General features: G+C 41.4%; 17 protein-coding genes and 1 pseudogene. All 18 read right to left on the reverse strand.

The window, feature by feature from the left end; translation table 11 throughout:
* Window positions 1-69 precede the first annotated feature (69 nt).
* Window positions 70-555 (reverse strand): CoA-binding protein, encoded by a 486-nt coding sequence (locus DEAC_RS07915; RefSeq protein WP_047809520.1) that lies wholly within the window; start codon window positions 553-555, stop codon window positions 70-72.
* A gap of 109 nt (window positions 556-664) precedes the next feature.
* Window positions 665-1,966, reverse strand: coding sequence for a pyrimidine-nucleoside phosphorylase (locus tag DEAC_RS07920; RefSeq protein WP_047809521.1), 1,302 nt, complete (start codon window positions 1,964-1,966; stop codon window positions 665-667).
* Window positions 1,967-1,998: 32 nt separating this feature from the next.
* Entirely contained in the window at window positions 1,999-3,171 is a 1,173-nt protein-coding gene (locus tag DEAC_RS07925) for a phosphopentomutase (RefSeq protein ID WP_047809522.1), read from the reverse strand.
* A 41-nt stretch (window positions 3,172-3,212) separates the two neighbouring features.
* Window positions 3,213-4,121 carry a site-specific tyrosine recombinase XerD gene (gene xerD / locus DEAC_RS07930; protein WP_047809523.1) on the reverse strand — a complete coding sequence of 303 codons (909 nt, stop codon included), beginning with the start codon at window positions 4,119-4,121 and terminating at the stop codon, window positions 3,213-3,215.
* 99 nt (window positions 4,122-4,220) lie between these two features.
* On the reverse strand, window positions 4,221-4,445 hold the full coding sequence (locus tag DEAC_RS07935; protein ID WP_047809524.1) for a hypothetical protein: 225 nt from the start codon (window positions 4,443-4,445) through the stop codon (window positions 4,221-4,223).
* Between the two features lie 171 nt (window positions 4,446-4,616).
* Window positions 4,617-5,732 (reverse strand): annotated as a pseudogene (gene ald / locus DEAC_RS07940) (alanine dehydrogenase).
* Between the two features lie 364 nt (window positions 5,733-6,096).
* Window positions 6,097-6,696 carry a stage II sporulation protein M gene (locus tag DEAC_RS07945; protein WP_047809525.1) on the reverse strand — a complete coding sequence of 200 codons (600 nt, stop codon included), beginning with the start codon at window positions 6,694-6,696 and terminating at the stop codon, window positions 6,097-6,099.
* A gap of 39 nt (window positions 6,697-6,735) precedes the next feature.
* Entirely contained in the window at window positions 6,736-7,899 is a 1,164-nt protein-coding gene (locus DEAC_RS07950) for an endonuclease Q family protein (RefSeq protein WP_047809526.1), read from the reverse strand.
* Window positions 7,899-8,435, reverse strand: a complete 537-nt coding sequence (locus tag DEAC_RS07955; RefSeq protein ID WP_047809527.1) for an NUDIX domain-containing protein — start codon at window positions 8,433-8,435, stop codon at window positions 7,899-7,901. Before DEAC_RS07955 ends, DEAC_RS07950 begins: the two co-directional genes overlap by 1 nt.
* A 173-nt stretch (window positions 8,436-8,608) precedes the next feature.
* Entirely contained in the window at window positions 8,609-9,157 is a 549-nt protein-coding gene (locus DEAC_RS07960) for a 2-oxoacid:ferredoxin oxidoreductase subunit gamma family protein (RefSeq protein ID WP_047809528.1), read from the reverse strand.
* Window positions 9,157-9,906, reverse strand: a complete 750-nt coding sequence (locus DEAC_RS07965; protein ID WP_047809529.1) for a thiamine pyrophosphate-dependent enzyme — start codon at window positions 9,904-9,906, stop codon at window positions 9,157-9,159. Before DEAC_RS07965 ends, DEAC_RS07960 begins: the two co-directional genes overlap by 1 nt.
* Window positions 9,903-10,976 (reverse strand): 3-methyl-2-oxobutanoate dehydrogenase subunit VorB, encoded by a 1,074-nt coding sequence (locus DEAC_RS07970; protein WP_047809530.1) that lies wholly within the window; start codon window positions 10,974-10,976, stop codon window positions 9,903-9,905. Before DEAC_RS07970 ends, DEAC_RS07965 begins: the two co-directional genes overlap by 4 nt.
* The gene (locus tag DEAC_RS07975; RefSeq protein ID WP_047809531.1) at window positions 10,969-11,190 is read right to left on the reverse strand and encodes a 4Fe-4S dicluster domain-containing protein; all 222 of its coding nucleotides are present in this window, start codon (window positions 11,188-11,190) and stop codon (window positions 10,969-10,971) included. Before DEAC_RS07975 ends, DEAC_RS07970 begins: the two co-directional genes overlap by 8 nt.
* A gap of 53 nt (window positions 11,191-11,243) precedes the next feature.
* A complete protein-coding gene (locus DEAC_RS07980; RefSeq protein ID WP_047809532.1) occupies window positions 11,244-12,311 on the reverse strand; it encodes a Glu/Leu/Phe/Val family dehydrogenase in 1,068 nt (355 codons plus the stop codon).
* Between the two features lie 271 nt (window positions 12,312-12,582).
* Window positions 12,583-14,313 (reverse strand): sigma-54 interaction domain-containing protein, encoded by a 1,731-nt coding sequence (locus DEAC_RS07985; protein ID WP_053006325.1) that lies wholly within the window; start codon window positions 14,311-14,313, stop codon window positions 12,583-12,585.
* Between the two features lie 239 nt (window positions 14,314-14,552).
* On the reverse strand, window positions 14,553-15,953 hold the full coding sequence (locus tag DEAC_RS07990; protein ID WP_047809533.1) for an ATP-binding protein: 1,401 nt from the start codon (window positions 15,951-15,953) through the stop codon (window positions 14,553-14,555).
* A gap of 425 nt (window positions 15,954-16,378) precedes the next feature.
* A complete protein-coding gene (gene spo0A, locus DEAC_RS07995; RefSeq protein ID WP_047809534.1) occupies window positions 16,379-17,203 on the reverse strand; it encodes a sporulation transcription factor Spo0A in 825 nt (274 codons plus the stop codon).
* A gap of 132 nt (window positions 17,204-17,335) precedes the next feature.
* Window positions 17,336-18,601, reverse strand: coding sequence for a SpoIVB peptidase (gene spoIVB / locus DEAC_RS08000; protein ID WP_047809535.1), 1,266 nt, complete (start codon window positions 18,599-18,601; stop codon window positions 17,336-17,338).
* Window positions 18,602-18,806 lie beyond the last annotated feature (205 nt).

Here is an 18,806-nt window from a genome sequence, read left to right on the forward strand (position 1 = left end):
CCAATCGTAGGACTCCCGCTTCTGCAGAGGGGATTGGTTCCTCAGCTTTAGTTGAACGAGTTCACTATTTTAATAACGTTTCGAAGGAACTTTCGAATCCTTTAAACCATGCCAGTAACAAGGATTCAAATAACAAAGACTCAGTGCAGGATATTTTTTATGCCGCAGGACACATCCTCGGAAGACTTGAATTCCCATTTTCTCGCATCCCTCTTTAAAACCTTGACTCCATGTCTGCTCTTGAAACCAAATCTTTTTTACTCCGGCAAACGAGGCCTCCGTGAGTAGTGATGGCATTTCTTCTGGTAACAAACAAGGTACGATGACCGTTATTTTATCCTTTAGTTCTTGGACACTCGAATATACTTTGCTCCCATCAATTCGCTGCAAATCTTCAGCGACAGGATAAGCTGAACAGCCAAATTCTTTTAGTGCCCGCCAAGCTTTCCAGGCATGTTTGTGAGTTTTAAATTTTTGGGCATTCCCTAAAACCGCAAATGTATCCTCCGTGGTCAGACCTTCGAGAAATGAAAAAATTGTTTTCTCTCGAGCCATAAAATTCCCCCTCCCGATACCCTCTCTATCATATACGCCGGGAAGAGAAATTTATGATTATGCACCTGAAGCCGTTCATTCTCATCGCTATTGGAAAACAAGCTAATTCTTATTGAATAACTTCATAAACGTACTTACTGGGCTTCGGTTTTATATTGCTGAAGGAATATGCCTGTTTCACCATTTCCACAGCTTCTTGATAATCCTTCAGATTTGTATGCAAAATGCAAATCGTATCCTCCGAACTAACCTTATCCCCGACTTTCTTCACCATGGTAACTCCTGCCGAAAAATCTATGACATCTTCTTTCTTCTTTCGTCCTGCGCCGAGCAGCATAGCAGTAACACCAATCTTTTCAGCATCAATGGCTGAAACATATCCCTTACCTGGGGCTTTAACTTCAATATGGCAGCCGCTTTGGGGAAGTAACATGGGTTCGTCAACAACCTTTGAATTTCCGCCTTGAATTTCTATCAACTCTTTGAACGTTTCAACGGCTCTGCCGGAATTAATGACATGACTAAGTTCCGAATAAGCGGCATCAAAATCCTTGAAGGCACCTCCTAAAACAGTCATATAAGATGCCAGAGTCAGCGCAATAGTCGTTTCATCGTCTGCTCCTTGTCCCTTCAAGATTTCAATAGCTTCTTTTACCTCATTAGCATTTCCCACTTCATGACCAAGAGGCTGACTCATATCTGTAACAACGGCAATTGTTTTTCTATTCAGCGATTTCCCGATTTCCACCATCGTCTCAGCTAATTCAATCGCCTCGGGAACGGATTTCATAAAGGCCCCGGAACCAACTTTGACATCCAGCACTATGCAATCAGCACCAGAGGCTATTTTTTTGCTCATAATGCTGCTGGCGATCAATGGTATGCTGTCAACAGTTGCCGTCACATCACGAAGGGCATAGATCTTCTTATCCGCGGGCGTCAAATTGGAACTCTGCCCGACAATGGCCATATTATATTTATTGACATTATTTACAAACGTCTCTCTATCCAGCTCTGTCTTAAAGCCTTGTATAGACTCTAATTTGTCTATAGTACCGCCTGTATGTCCTAATCCTCTTCCAGACATTTTAGCAACGGGTACTCCCGCAGATGCAACAAGCGGGATAATAACCAAACTAAGCTTATCACCTACGCCTCCCGAAGAATGTTTATCAACTTTAATCCCCTGAATTGCCGATAAATCGTTTCTATCTCCAGAATCCACAAATGATAACGTCAGGTCGGCGATTTCTCGTTTATTCATTCCTTTAAAGTAAACAGCCATGAGAAATGCTGACATTTGATAATCAGGAATTTCGTTGTTAACATATCCCTGAACTATATAGGAAATTTCGTTGGTATTTAAAGCTTCGCCACGTTTTTTCTTTTGTATCAAATCAACCATTCTCATAAAAATCAAATCACCTCATTTACTGCCGTTTCTCAATCATTTCTAATTTCAGCCAAGAAACTTTTTCCTACTGGAAGAGGATCAAGGCCTAAATACTCAGCGACAGTCGCCCCCAGATCGGCAAACGTTGATCTCACTCCCAGATTCACTCCATGTTTGACGCTTTGCCCATAAACCAGCAGCGGAACATATTCTCTTGTATGATCAGTTCCCGGGAATGTTGGATCGCAGCCATGATCAGCCGTTATGACCAGCAAATCCTCCGGGCGCAGAAGCGCCACTAGTTCCGGCAAACGTTGGTCGAAATCCTTCAAAGCTTGAACATAACCCTCCACATTATTCCTGTGGCCATACACCATATCAAAGTCTACGAGGTTTGTCATTATCAAACCGACGTTCGTCTTAGTCATATAGGCCAAAGTATTATCAACGCCATCCATATTGCTCTTCGTTGAACAAAAATCGGTAATCCCCTTACCCGCGTAAATGTCGCGAATTTTTCCAACAGCATTGACTGCGAGACCCTGTTCTGAAATGTATTCTAATAACGTTTTACGAGGTGGTTCCAAGGCAAAATCGTGCCGATGCGAAGTTCGATAAAATTCGCCGACTTGTCCGAGAAATGGACGAGCAATAACCCTCCCTACTTGTAAATCACCAGTTAACATTTCACGAGCAAGCTTACAAAAATGCATTAATTCCGGCAAGGGAACAACTTCTTCATGGGCCGCAACCTGAAATACTGAATCCGCAGAAGTATAGACAATAGGTTTTCCCGTTCTCAGATGTTCTTCACCCAAGCGCTGGATAATTTCTGTTCCTGAAGCAACTTCGTTGCCGAGTACACCGCGACCGATTGCCTTCTCGTAACGAGCAATGAACTCCTGCGGGAACCCCTGAGGAAAGGTTGGGAGCGCGTTCTCTAAAATAACTCCCGCCATTTCCCAATGGCCGCTGGTGGTATCCTTGCCTCGAGAAGCCTCTGCCATTTTGCCATAACATCCTTTGGGGTTTGATTGGGCATGCACACCTTTAATCCGGTAAATATTTCCTAGTCCCAGCGATTCCAGATTAGGGAGTTCCAGCCCCCCCACAGCTTCGGCAATATTATGCAACGTATTGCTTCCTGCGTCTCCATAATTACAGGCATCAGGCATTTCTCCGATACCGACACTGTCTAAGACAATAATAATACTGCGCTTCATAATTCGGCCTCCATCTACACTTTAAATAATTTCAAACATTGTTATTCATCATTTTTTCGTTCAGCACGCGGATGGGACTTATTAAAAACATCTAACAAGCGTTTTCTTGTTAAATGCGTATAGATCTGAGTTGTAGAAATATCAGTGTGGCCTAATAACTCTTGTACGGAACGCAGATCTGCACCGTGATCCAACAAGTGAGTTGCAAAACTATGCCTAAACATATGAGGCGAAATCCTTTTCTCGAGAGCATGAGACGCTCCCCATTTTTGCAGAATGAAGGTTACTCCTTGACGAGTTAGAGTATGACCATGCGCATTTACGAATAAGAAATCACTCGCGGTCTTTCCGCACATACGCTTTCTTGCACCGTTTATATAACGAGTAATAGCCCGTATCGCTGGTTCTCCCAATGGCACGATCCGTTCCTTATTCCCCTTTCCCAGGCAGCGTATATACCCTACATCCAAGGATACATCTCCGACGCGGAGATTAATTAACTCTGAGACGCGTAAACCGCTTCCATAGAGAATTTCCAAGATTGCCAAATCTCGTGAAGCAGCATCCGTTGTCTCATTCGTTTCTAATAGTTTGGCCATTGTTCCTTCAGACAACACTTTGGGAAGAGATTGATTCAGCTTCGGAGTAACAAGATATGTGCTGGGATTGTCACTTCGTTTCCCTTCCTCCATTAAAAAGGCAAAAAAACCTCGCAAGGTCGCATTGCACCTGGCAATACTTCGAGGTGATTTACCCTGTTCTTTCCAGTAAAGCAGAAATAAGAAGAGATCATTAGGCTCGCATCTCAAAAGATCGGTTTCCCTCTGCTCAAGGAACACAACAAGCTGGCGCAAATCACGTTCGTAAGCCTGACGAGTATTCAAGGAAAGCCCTCGTTCGACATTCAGAAACGTAATATATTGCTGTAAAAGCTGTTCTGTGGAGATCATATAATCCCCCCTTTTAAAGTCAAAAATGCATTTAAATTCTACTAAATTCTACATAGATAAGCACTTTTCCTTGTTTACTCTGAATTTTGAGGAAAATTATTACTCTTTCTGAGAGATAGGGAATAATTGCAAAACAGACTTTGTCCATCCGGGCGCTTCAACTTTCATCGGATTTCCCATAGGCTTATCTTCATTATGAAGCAATGATGAAACCCAAATATTACAGACAACTGCAAGTTTCGGGAGCAACACCGCAAGTAAAATCAGGAGGAGAAATACCCGTCCCAAATATAAGAAAAAGTCTCCCCAATGTTTTTTTGGCATGACTCTACCTCCTATCTTTAAAGCTTATGCAACTCACGATTGTCCTTATCCCCCAAAAAATCAGGACCGTGTTTTAGTCGGTCCTAAAAAAAAGAGTGAAATCATATCACGATTTCACTCGAAGTCACTTCTCAGAATAGTCTGCTTTAACAATGCCGTTCTTGACACCTGCTAGAGCAAAGCTTCTTCTAAAGGCGTATACATAATATTTAATGATTCAGCAACAGCTTTGTAAGTTAATTTACCGTTAATAACATTTATTCCTTTGCGCAGCGAGCGATTTTCTTGGAGTGCCTTAAAATATCCTTTATTTGCAATATCCAAGGCATAACCTAAAGTAACATTGGTCAGCGCAAAAGTCGAAGTTCGGGCGACTGCTCCAGGCATATTAGCGACCGAATAGTGTACCACACCGTGTTTAATATAGACCGGATCACTATGGGTAGTGACTCGATCGATGGTTTCTATGCTGCCTCCTTGGTCAATAGCCACGTCAACGATAACACTTCCGGGAGTCATGGTTTTTACCATTTCTTCCGTAACCAAGTGGGGTGCACGTGCACCAGGAATAAGCACAGCTCCGACAAGCAGATCGGCCCGAGCGACACTGGCAGCAATATTATAAGGGTTCGACATAAGAGTTTTAACTCGCCCGTTAAAAAGATCATCAATTTCGCGAAGCCGTTGAGCGCTTTTTTCAATTAGAATGACATTGGCACCCATTCCAACAGCCATTTTAGCCGCATTTGTACCCACAATTCCTCCGCCGATAATCGTAACTTTAGCCGGCGACACACCAGGAACCCCACCTAACAACATTCCTTTTCCGCCATAATGTTTCTCTAAAAATTGGGCTCCGATTTGAATTGACATTCGCCCGGCCACTTCGCTCATAGGAACGAGCAGAGGCAGAGAGCCATTATCTAACTGAATTGTTTCATAGGCTATCCCAACAACGTGTTTTTCCATAAGTACCCTAGTCAATTCCGGTTCATTAGCAAGATGCAAATAAGTGAATAAAATTTGTCACGGTTTAAAAAAGTCGTATTCGGGTTCTATCGGTTCCTTAACCTTGATAATCATATCCGCATTCCAAACGTCGGCTGCAGAATCTAAGATTTGGGCACCGGCCTTGACATACTCTTCGTCGGTAATTCCACTACCTTCTCCAGCAGATTTTTCCACAACGACCTGATGTCCGGTCAGAGTAAAAGCATGGACACCCGCAGGAGTAATGGCAACACGGTTCTCATTGTTTTTAATCTCTTTTGGTACTCCAATCAGCATAATGCAAACCTCCATTTTAATCATTATTCCTAACTTTGCTAATTATAATGCAATTATCATGCCAGAAGCAAGCCGGATCCAAATAGCAAAAGCTTTAACTCTCTCAATAGCTTTCTTTGCTGTCTTTATCCAATCGTTAGACTCCCACTTCTACAAGTGGGAGTAGTTCCCATACCTTGCTTCAGTGGGGGTAGAGTCCCCTGCCGATGCCCCGATGTTCAGCTTTAGCTGAACGAGTTCGCTGATTGTAATGTTTGAATTTTAAAATGTTTATGACAATTAGCTGCTGTAAATAACCTGCATTATTTTGCGTGCTTATTTTTGCAATGCAAATTTTTGCAGGTAATCTACAACGTTTTTAAACTTACAACCCCAAAACTCGAGAACCTAACACTGAAAAATACCCTTGGGAAACTCCTACAAATACTGCACCAAGAGAAACAAACGCCGCAGCCACAGTATAATACAAAAACTCTCGGCGCAGCGATTCTCCTCTAGCTTTACCCCTTAATAATAAAAAGGAAAATATAGTTGCCAAGCCGGCCCCTAATAACAATAAAGGGATCCCCATAAGTGCAGGTACTAAAACAGTTACAAGGATTAAGCCAAGGCCCAGCATCCCTTTAAAGCTAATAATAAAACTAACTGTAAAGCCCAGAATAAAACCTCGCGTAAAAACAATGAGATAAATTAACGGGGCCCCAATGATGGTAAGTCCTAGAATCCATATTCCGGCCATGATTATAAATACATCTCTCGCCAATTGTCCGAGAAATACCGGGTTTAAATCAACTGGTTGATTTTTTAGAAGCGTATTGAGAAAATCCCCCAATTGGGAGGAAGCCGAAGCTCCTAAAGCTTTGACTCCCAAAGCGCCAAACACGACACCAGCCAAATAAACGCTCGAAAGCGTCAGATAGATAACCCAGTATTTACAAATATGTTGGCCTAGCTTTTTCCACATAGAAAATCTCCCTCTCCCTTTCTATATGGAATTTTATTCCTATTCGAAGGAAAGTATGTCCAAAACTTTACCAAATACACCCCCGCCGCCAGAGATAAATTTTAAGTCATTGCGCCGAGCTTTTAATATCCAAGCTGTTATTTTCTCACCGGCTACCGGGATTAGTTCTTCTTCAGAAACTTCATGCAAAACAGCCATTTCAGTTTTGAAATGATTTAGCAGCCGCTGATACATTTTAGGTCCAATTCCCGGGAGCCTTTGTAGGGGCACCTGATATACATAATGTGAAGGATCATTATCATTTAAGGTCTTGTCGGCAATGCTTACTACACGATCCAAAACTCCTGTCACTATGTGATGGCTTCCGCAAACGGGACAGGATAATTGGGGCGGAGACGTTAAAGCAACCCGTTCGCAATGCAAGCAGTATGTCCGATGATACTTGCCAACTTTCGGCGGCAAACCAAAATTTCGCACACTTCCTTTGGAATTTATTAACAATAAATCATCTAATCCTTGAAAAGAAGATTCGACGCCCTCCAGCAGATTATATTCCCGTGCGATATTAGTTAAAGAGTGAGCATCTGAATTGCTGAATAAAACCACATTCTCCAGTTCACTGATACTTTTAGCCATAGCTCTATCCGCACTTAAACCAATTTCCAGTCCCCGTGGGAGAATGGGCAAGACATCGGCCAAGCGGCGACAGCAGTTCCCATAGATTCCTTTATGGGGAGTAAAAGCATGAGCTGGAAGCCAAATTCCTTCAGCTTTTCTGACAGCCTCCAGCCACTGTTCAATTTGAAGATGGCCTTTCTGGGTACTCAACTGCCAATTTTTTGTAGCAGCTCTTATTTCCCGGACATAGTCTTCCATGTGGCCGAGAGAAGGAAAATAGGCTAAAAAATGTGCGTTCCCTTCTCCAATTTGCAATTCGATTTCATGTCCGGGAATAATTGTTAAACCCTTGGCAGCATATCCACCTTCAGCCAGAGAATGGATCTCCCCCGAAGTGAGCAAGGTTCTGAAATCGTTGCGCACACCCTCCGAATGGGCATCTACAATACCGATCATATTCAGGCCTTTGATATCCCGGGCAACCTCCAGAATATTGGGAAGAGTTAAAGACTTTGAGGCTGTGACTTTTACCAGCTTATTATCAAGACTTTGTCCGATATGAATATGTAAATCCGCATAAATCATTATATATGCTCCTGGACAAGCATGATTCCAAGTATTGTTTTGGCATCACTAAACTCATTTTGGCAAGCACGTCTTAATGCTTCACTCCAGGGAATTTTCTCCACCATTAAAAACTCGTCATCATCCGTCGGCAAAGGATCCCAAACCAAATCTCGAGCTAAAAAAATGTGCATCACCTCATCCGTAAAGCCCGGCGTTGTATAAAAGGTACCCATTAATTCCATGGTTCCCTTATAACCGGTTTCTTCACGCAGTTCGCGAATCGCGCAGTTCAAAGGAGATTCTTGGGGATCAATTTTTCCGGCGGGTATTTCTAACGTTTCACGGGCAATAGGATATCGATATTGACGAACCATAAGGATTTCTTGATCCTGTAAAGCGATAACAGCAACAGCTCCGGGGTGCCTAACAACCTCTCGATATGTCTCACTTCCATTGGGCAAAAGAACTCTATCTCGTTCCAAGCGAAGCATACGCCCCTCAAAGATCACCTCTCCCGCGATACGTGTTTCAGATAATTTTTGCTTATCGTTCATAATTAACCCTTCTTTCAGCTCATCTGACACTATTTTATGCCATCTCAGCAGGGAATACAAAACAACACGGCAACACATCCACAACTCTATAAATTTATAGTGTTAAAATGATATAAATAGATGCCGCTGCAGAAAGAACTGATAGTTCGTTGCACAACGGCATCTCTTTTTCTTTATAAAACTTTCCGAGCCAGCTCAATTCCCAATTCTAAGGCTTGTCGGTTAAGGGGAAGAAGATCATGCCGATACTCCGGCAGGACCTTTTTAAGGGCTTTAACGACTGATTCTAAGCTCACAGCACCTATTAACTGAATATATGCCCCAAGTATTATCATGTTCGCCACCCGAGAATTGTTAAGTTTTTCGCTGGCGATGTCGACGGAGGGGATCTTGAAAACATTAACATCTTGTCGTTGTGGTTCCAGGTCAATAAGCGAAGAATTGAGAAGCAGCCACCCTCCAGGCTGCATATCTTTTTCAAATTTTTCTAGGGATGGACGATTGAGAACGATGAGGGTATTCGGTTCTGTAATGATCGGAGAGCTGACTTCTTTATCAGATATTGTAACCGAGCAATTTGCCGTTCCTCCTCTCATTTCCGGTCCGTATGAAGGAATCCAGCTGACATATTTGTTTTCTTCAAGCCCGGCATAGGCCAGCAATTGTCCCATCGACATAACCCCTTGCCCACCGAAACCCGCTAGGATAATTTCTTGCAGCATTAGATTTCTCCCTCCTCAGGCGTTTTTTTAACACCGAGAGGATAAACAGGAATCATTTTATCAGCTAACCATTTTAACGCTTCTCTTGGACTCAAACCCCAGTTGGTAGGACAGGTTGACAAAACTTCTATCAAGGTAAACCCACGTCCTGCCTGCTGAAGTTCGAAGGCCTTTTTAATAGCTTTTTTGGCTTTGCTGACCTCTTGCGGGTTATGCACGGAAACTCGGGCAATGAAGACAGCCCCATCAATGGTCGCAAGCATTTCTGACATCCGTATAGGATATCCCTGAAGCGAAGGATCTCTCCCTTGGGGAGAGGTCTGGCTTACCTGTTCTAACAACGTCGTCGGGGCCATCTGTCCTCCTGTCATCCCGTAAATCGCATTATTAACAAAAATTGTCGTAAAATTTTCCCCTCTGGCGGCGGCATGGATTATTTCAGCAGTTCCGATAGAAGCCAGATCGCCATCGCCCTGATAGGTAAAAACTACCTTATCACGATTGACTCGTTTTATTCCAGTAGCAACGGCAGGGGCCCTGCCATGTGCGGCTTGCTGCATATCCAGATTAAAGTAGTTGTAAGCCAAAACCGAGCATCCAACAGGAGATACTCCAATGGTTTTTTCACGTACTCCAAGCTCGTCGATAACTTCGGCAACGAGGCGATGAATAATCCCATGAGTGCATCCTGGGCAATAATGAGTCTTTGCAGAGGTTAGTGATTTCGGTCGTTCGAAAACGGTAATCATACCTTTTCACCCTCCCCTTGAAGGTTCGCCAGGACTTCAATTTTTGCTAAAATATCACGGGTTGTCGGAATCATGCCTCCGACACGTCCGCAATAATGAACAGGTACTTTAAATTCCAAGTTATAGCGAACGTCCTCGATAAGCTGCCCCAAACTCATCTCGACGGTTATAACATCATTGGCTTGGCGGCAGGCCTTTTGCAGATCATCTTTAGGAAATGGAAATAACGTAATCGGTCGGAACAACCCGACTTTTAACCCCCTCGCTCTTCCTTGATCTACAACCGCTTTAGCCACGCGTGCAGCAGATCCATAACCAACAAGGACTAATTCTGCATCCTCTGTTTTATAAGTTTCTCCCATAGATTCTTGACGCATCTGTTCATATTTGTTGCGGAGATGCAGATTATGTTTCTCTAATTCCAACGGATCCAGATAAAGTGAATTAATAATATTAGGGGTTCTGCCCTTTGCTCCCGTAGTCGCCCAAGGCTTAGAAGGTATTTTTAAGCTTAGATCTTCAGACGGTAATTCAACAGCTTCCATCATTTGACCAAGAATCCCATCTCCTAAAATCATTACCGGATTGCGATATTCATCGGCTAAGTCAAAGGCCTTGCCCATCAAATCTACCATTTCTTGAATTGTCGCCGGAGCTAAGACCAGCAAGCGATAATCTCCATGTCCGCCGCCTTTGACTGCTTGAAAATAGTCCGATTGAGCCGGTTGAATACCACCCAGCCCCGGCCCGCCCCGTTGCATATTGACGATAACGCAAGGAAGTTCAGCTCCGGCAATGTAGGATATTCCTTCTTGTTTAAGACTTATCCCCGGTCCTGAAGAAGAAGTCATAACCCGTGCCCCGCTCCCTGCGGCACCATAAACCATATTAATGGCCGCAATTTCAGATTCTGCTTGAACAAAAACCCCGCCTACCTCAGGAAGCCGCTTGGCTAAATAATGAGGAATTTCATTTTGTGGGGTAATTGGATAGCCAAAAAAGTACCGGCAGCCGGCACGAACCGCCGCTTCAGCCAAGGCTTCATTCCCTTTCATAAGGACTTTAACCATTCTCCTTTTCCTCCTTCCGTACCGTGATTACAACATCCGGACACATTCTGGCGCAGAACCCACAGGAAATACACTTTTCCTGATCAAGTACCGTGGCAGGATGAAAACCCATAGCGTTCAGATGCCCCGCCATACTCACAATATGTTTGGGACAGGCCTCCAGACAAAGTTCGCACCCCTTACAACGATCCTCATCGAACTCAACTTTAAGCATAGTTTCCCTCCTTTACGAAACCTCAAGGGAGGTTGGTAATCCAAAACATCTACCTATTGTCTTAAATAAGTAGAACGAATTTGTCCTAAACGCCGTATTCTTTCTTCGGCCAAATGATCGGCGGCTTTATAGGTTGGAATATTCATTTCCTTAGCTATTTTTAAAACTTTTTCTACATTATCGTAAACCATATCCACCTTCTGCAAAGCCCTTTCAGGATTATATCCTTCTAACTCATCAGCTACGTTTATGACTCCACCAGAATTAATGACATAATCCGGCGCATAGAGAATCCCTAATTCGTGAAGCTTATCGCCATGGCGTTCTTCCAAAAGCACGTTGTTTGCGGCCCCGGCAATAATTGCGAATTTAAAACGAGGTATTGTTTCATCGTTAACAACAGCACCCATAGCGCAAGGGGCAAATATATCAGCCTCAACGCCAAAAATTTCATCGGGCCCTACGACGGTCGCTTCCAGCTCATTGAGTACTCGTTTAATTGCATCCTCATGGATATCCGTCACTATGAGTTTGGCCCCTTCGTCCTGTAAATGCTTGGCCAAATAGTACCCAACATGCCCCAGCCCTTGGATAGCTACCTTTTTCCCTTGAAGTGAATTGTTACCAAACTTCTCTTTCGCCGCGGCTTTCATCCCTCTCCATACTCCCCTTGCTGTCATCGGGGACGGATCACCCGATGCTCCTGAAGCGGACACCCCTGTTACGAAATCCGTTTCAAGATGTACCCAATCCATATCTCGAACTGTTGTACCCACATCTTCTGCCGTGATATATCGGCCGTTTAAAGATTGTACATATCGTCCAAAGGCCCGAAAGAGTTCTTCACTTTTTTGAGTGCGAGAATCCCCAATAATAACGGTTTTACCGCCGCCAAGATTAAGTCCGGCAGCAGCATTTTTGTATGTCATCCCTCGGGCGAGTCTCAAAGCATCAAGGATTGCCTCCTCTTCGCTGGCATAATTCCACATTCTTGTTCCCCCAAGTGCGGGGCCTAAGGTCGTATCATGAATACAAATAATTGCTTTAAGTCCCGAAGTTCGATCCTGACAAACGATTAATTGTTCATAATCATACGTTTCTAAATATCGAAAAATATCCAATGTCTTTTCCTCCTTTATGTCATTTCGCATTCAAACACCTGATTAAATGATTTGCAATAGAAATGCCACAACTGCGTTAATATTTTAAATTTTTAAATTAATTTTACATCTTTTTTAAACTCAGTATTGATACGGATTACACCGCATGAATGCTTATGATTAAGGCACATTAGTTTCCCATGGCAAGAACCAATGACTGCAAAAAAATTCATGCTTGCAACTATATGCAAGCATGTTTCTTCAACTATATTTTGCAATATTTTTCAATATTCTAAATCAGAGCATGTCGTTCTAACTTATAATAAAAGTTTCGAATTGACATTTGCAACAGTTTAGCGGCTTTTGTTTTATTTCCACCGGTTCTTTGCAACGTCGCCAGAAGTAAATTTCGTTCCCACTGTCTCTGCAAAGCCTCAAATCCTATATCTTCTTCCCCAACTGTAATATCTTGAACCTCAAGCATCTTTAGATCCATGATATTGCTATTGGGAAGCGGCAAAACCGGCAAATGCAACAATTCAATAACAGTTTCATTGATCCTCATATTGATAATTGCACGTCCTAAAATATTTTCCAATTCGCGAATATTACCCGGCCAATGATAATTTAACAAAATTTGCAGGGCATCATCACCGATTCTTTCAACACATCGGCCATATTCCTGATTAAAGCTGGCAATCAAATGATGAACTAACAAGGGAATGTCATCCTTACGCTGTCGCAAAGGGGGAATAATAACTGGAACAACATTTAAACGGTAGTATAAATCTTCGCGGAATCTCCCAATTCTTAGTTCGGCTTCAAGATTAGCGTTAGTCGCTGCAATAACACGGACATCAACATGAAAGGCCCGATTGTCTCCGACTCTGACAATTTCACGCTCCTGGAGTACTCTCAGCAGCTTAGCTTGCAGATTAAGACTAATCTCCCCAATTTCATCCAGAAAAATAGTTCCTCCATTAGCTTCTTCAAACAGCCCTATTTTTCCGCCCCGTTTAGCACCGGTAAAGGCGCCTTCGACATAACCAAACAACTCACTTTCGAGTAAGTTGTCCGCCAAAGCTGCGCAGTTGACACGAATAAATTGACCTTTCTGCCTGTCACTTGAACGATGAATCGCATGAGCAAACAATTCTTTCCCAGTTCCGCTCTCTCCTCGCAGCAGCACTGTCGCCGGCGTTGCAGCAGCACGTTCTGCCTGAGCAATCGTCGCCCTAATGGCTTCGCTGTCTCCAACAATATCAGTGAAGGTATACTTGGCTTCTAAATGCCGGATAATCCGTTTTGCTCTCTCTAGTTCTTCGGAGAGTTTATGAATTTCGGAAATATCGTGGAGAACTCCCACAGTACCTCGAAATTGTCCCGATATCATAATTGGGGCAACATTAACAATTACTTCTTTTCGCTTAGGGCCTACTTTCATAATTACTCCCTTGACAGGCTGGCGAGTTTTGGCTACCTTAAGATGCATACTTTCTCCCTCAGCAATATCAACAGTCGGAGGTTTGCCTACGATCTCTTCGGCGGTAAATCCGGTTAATCGAGTATATGCTTGATTTATTAAAAATCCCAATCCATTTTCGTCAACGACTGAAATAGCATCTTGCGTAGAATCAATAATTGCAGTCAAAAGAATCTTAAGTTCCTGCAAAGAATGAACCTTCGCCTTGAGAATTTCATGTTCAGTCATGTCTTGCAAAAAAGCAACAGCGCCGGTAACTCTTCCCTGCTCGTCTTTAAAAGGGGCCCGACTAGCTATAAACATTTTGCTTCCCATCCGGCTAAATCTATTAAACTCCATCCTCTGAGAATCTCTGATCGAAGGCAAAGGATCATCGGGTAGTATCTGCCATAAATCTTTACCTATAATCTCTTCAGGGGTAAACCCTAAAAAGTTGGCTGCTTGGGAATTACAGATAACAATTTCATTTAATAAGTTTATTCCTATAATTGCTTGTTTCATTTCGGCAGCCATTTTCTCAAGCTCACGACGTCTGAACATACCCTACCTCCTTTTAATCCTTCCACCAGCAATTTCAGCGCTATTTATCAGAGAAAACAGTATCTTGGTAACTGTTGAAATATTCGATAATTGTCTGCAAAATCCTGCTTAGCAGGTTGTTGCAGACAATAGCAAATAAAAAACACCTCTAAGTCTTTAACATAGAGATGTTTGTATAATCAGATTTACTAACTAAAAAGCTATTTAATTCAAAAATATTATATTACACGCCATTTATATTAACTCGATTTAAAATACACGTAAAATGTAGTACCTTTAGGGCTAGTTTCAACACTTATCCTTCCGTTATTCCGTGATACTATACCGTGACACACCGCTAATCCCAAACCTGTGCCTTGTTCTTTCGTCGTAAAAAATGGAGTACCCAACTTTTCAAGTACAGACTGCTCGATTCCTTTACCTTCATCTGTTACAGCCAGAACTACTTCATCGTTGGCTGAATAAGTAATTATTTTCAATTGCCCCCCAGATTCCATAGCTTCAAATCCATTACGCACAAGGTTTAATAGAAGTTGCCGTATTTCCTGAGCGTCAAGTTGTAAATACGGCACATTATTCAGTTCTAAAATCAATAACTTATCGTTATATTGAGCGTCAGCTTGAATTAGCGGCAAGGTATAATTAACAATATCATTTATATTACACCTTTCCAACGTCTTCGACTTAGTTTTACTAATAGATAGGAATTCTGAAAGGATAGAATTTGCGCGGTCCAACTCTTCTATCATGAGATCAAAGTATTCCTGATCTTTTAGCTCTTGTTTAGATTTAAGCAATTGCAAAAATCCTTTTACTGTCGTCATCGGGTTTCGAACTTCATGACTAATACTAGCTGCCATTTGACCAATTAAGTTTAACCTATCCATCCGGACCATCTCTACCTCAGCTCGTTTGCGTTCGGTAATTTCTTGTGAAAGTAATTCATTTGCCGTTTGCAATTCCTTTGTTCGCTCTGCAACTAACGTCTCTAAATAGTAATTATGTATTAATTCACAACGTTTGAATTTATAAAGAGTTGTTGCTAAAAAGAATGCTATTATAATAATTGAGGATGCATTTATATAATTCCCTTGACGGATATTTAGGTCCTTCTGACTAATAGTTAGAAAAGCCATCACCATTACCCAGGATAATCCGTACAAACTTGAGGTTACCTTTAGGTTATAATTAAACATTACAGCAATGGTAAGACATCCAAGGATATAAACTGTGATTTCTCCATGAATTTGTTGGTCAATAAAGCCCGATATTACAGCGGTAAGACTTAGCATAATAAAAGCAAACGATACTCCATAAAATTCATGGAAATAAGTTACCTCATTGGGGAAACGAATCTTAATTTTGTAGAAAACTAAAAAATAAAAGAGTGATACTAAACCGAAAACGACATGAGCAAAAAAAAGATACCTATAACCATTTGTAATTATCCAGAGACCCTTAGCCCAATTGATTCGGTCTATAAGTACAAGAACAAAACTTCCCAAAAACAAGATTAACGATAACTTCCCTATACGATTATAATTATTATAAGTTACTTCTCTTTCAATTGAATCCTTGTAGTGTTCGTTTATAGTTTGCAATTTAAAAACCCCATTACGCTGCAGCTCCCTCTTCTCCATCTACAAACTGAATATTCAACGCAAATTATGAGTTTACCTCTTTAATAAAAGAAGCAATTATTTTAAAACAAGAGAATGGGAGATAAACTCCTGGATAATGATACGGTTTGCCGAGTTTTCTAACTCGTTGGCGAGGAAAATTGCATCAAAAGATCCCATAAAAATTCCTATAATAATAATAGATAATACATTAATTCAGTTTTTAAGAATGGAAAGCACAAAACGTTCTTCAGTACTAAATCCAATTGATATAATTTTATATGCAAAAAACACCTCCAAGTTATTAATATTAACTAGAGATGTTTGCGGACAAAAAATTTATTGCAATAAACTATACTAGTTTGTAGGTTTACAAACCATTTCTATAACTATTTAAATAAGTTTGTCGCAACATTAAACCCTGTAACCCTTACCACAAGCAACTTCTAATACATCATCGACATACGGAGCTTATCAGCAACCATCGCTACGAACTCGGAATTCGTTGGCTTGCCACGGTCAATGTTAATGGTATAGCCAAAAAAGCGATTCATAAAATCTACATTTCCCCGATCCCAAGCCAGTTCAATGGCATGACGGATTGCTCTTTCCACACGACTGGGAGTCGTTTGGTATTTCTCGGCAATCATCGGATAAAGTTCTTTGGTAACAGCTCCAAGTAATGAAACTTCTTGTACCACACTCACAATTGCATCTCTTAAATATTGATAACCCTTAACATGAGCTGGAACGCCCATTTGATGTATCATGCGAGTAACTTCCACTTCAAGATTTTTGGAGGTCGGCGGAAGGATACTCGGGGAGATTTGGGAAGTACTAACAACTTTATTATTTGAAGTCGGATTTAAAAGTTGGGCAGAACTAAGAGTATCCGGAAAATCATCTTGCAATTGGCGAATGCGCTTTCCTAAGGTTTCCAAATCAAAAGGCTTAAGTATGTAATAGTTAGCTCCTAAACTAACCGCTCTTTGAGTCATAGATTCCTGACCAAAGGCAGTTAAGATAATGATTTTCGGTCTGGGAGTTTGAACCTGAAGTTTTTCCAAAACTCCTAAGCCGTCTAAATGAGGCATTATAATATCTAAAAGTACTACATGGGGTTCTTCACGAGCAATTAATTCAAGGGCCTCATTTCCATGATAAGCTACTCCAACAAGAGTCATATCTTCTTGTCGTTCAATAAATTCTTTAACAATTTCAACAAATTCCCGGTTGTCATCTGCTAGTAAGACTCGTATAGGCCTTTGCATCCCAGGATCCTCCTCATTCTCGATAAATTATGTAACTATAATTTCGACAATTGTTTTCTAGACTCCTTCTTTATTATGATAAATATAGAAAAAAAGAAGTGACTGTCTGGCCACTTCTTTACTAGTGATGAACTATGCAGCTACTTTATTATTGATTCCTTCATTGATCATGTTCTGAATAAACACTCCGTAACCACGTTGCGCATCATTAACAAAAACATGCGTAACTGCTCCGACAATTTTGCCATTTTGAATTATTGGGCTGCCGCTCATGCCTTGAATAATGCCCCCTGTTGCTTCTAGAAGCCGTGGGTCTGTTACACGAACAATCATGTTTTTACTATCGGTACGATTATGCATAACGCGATCTATATTGATGCTAAATTCCTCAACTTTTTCCCCTTGAATTACAGTGTAAATTTTAGCCGGCCCTACTTTTACTTCAGATTCCCACCCCACTGGGATTGGCTCTTTATAAAAAGGATTCACAATTTGGCCTCTCAATTTTCCAAATATTCCAGTTAACGTATTTTTCTCAATTGTACCGGAAAAAGGTGAATTCGTTACAAAGGAACCAATCTTTTCGCCGGGATGACCACGTTTACCTTTTTGAATTGAATAAATCGTTGAAGCCATGATTTTACCATTATAAACTTCAATTTTTTGATTAGTATCAGCATCCGTAATTACATGCCCTAATGCTCCATACTGATTTGTTGCTGGATCAATAAAAGAAAGTGTTCCAACGCCTGCTGCTTCGTCCCGAACAAATAAGCCTACTCTATAACGCCCAGTTTCCACACAAAAAACAGGTTTTATTAGTTTTTCTAAAATTTGTCCTTGGTGTTTAAACAATACATGTGCTACACCATTTTGTTGTCCTGCTAAATTAACGGCATCAGATACATCCTGATCTGTACGAACCTCTTGATTGTTAATCTTTAAGAGTGTATCGCCGACTTCAATTCCCGCCTCTTTTGCAGGGTACACTTTTTGACCATTTTTGTCTTCAATGGCTGCTTGTCCTACTACTAAAACCCCTTTTGTCTGTAATGAAACACCAATGGATTGACCGCCTGGAATCAATTTCATAGGAGGCATAACTTCTATTTCTCCGGATCGTATCGGAAAAATCCCAAACAGTTTATAAACGACTTCGATTTTTTCCGATATCTTTGAATCTAACCCACCAGATGAAACTGAAATTGTTGGATTTGAAACAACTTCTTTTTCTTCTTTGACGATTTTGGACCAAAACCCTCGAAACTGAGGCTCTGTTTGTAAATTCAGAGTAAGATTTTGCTCAGGAAACTCCACCAACTGTTGAAACTCTGGATTCAGACATAGGAAGGTGCAGAACATGAGACTGAATAAAACAAGAATCCTCGCTTTTCTCACTCACTTATCACCCTCCACTCTAGTCTCCCCAATTTTCTTCCTTTTTCCTCGTTTTAGAGTGTTTTAATGATTTGAAGTGAATTCCAATCTTAAATTATCCAAATTGCTCATGTTTCATCCTGTAAATTTCGTGCCATATTTTTAAACATTGGTAACTTAGACAACAAAATTAAAAACAGACCACTTTATGTAGTCTGTTTTATTT

It is taken from the genome of Desulfosporosinus acididurans (genome assembly GCF_001029285.1).
Lineage (GTDB): Bacteria > Bacillota > Desulfitobacteriia > Desulfitobacteriales > Desulfitobacteriaceae > Desulfosporosinus > Desulfosporosinus acididurans.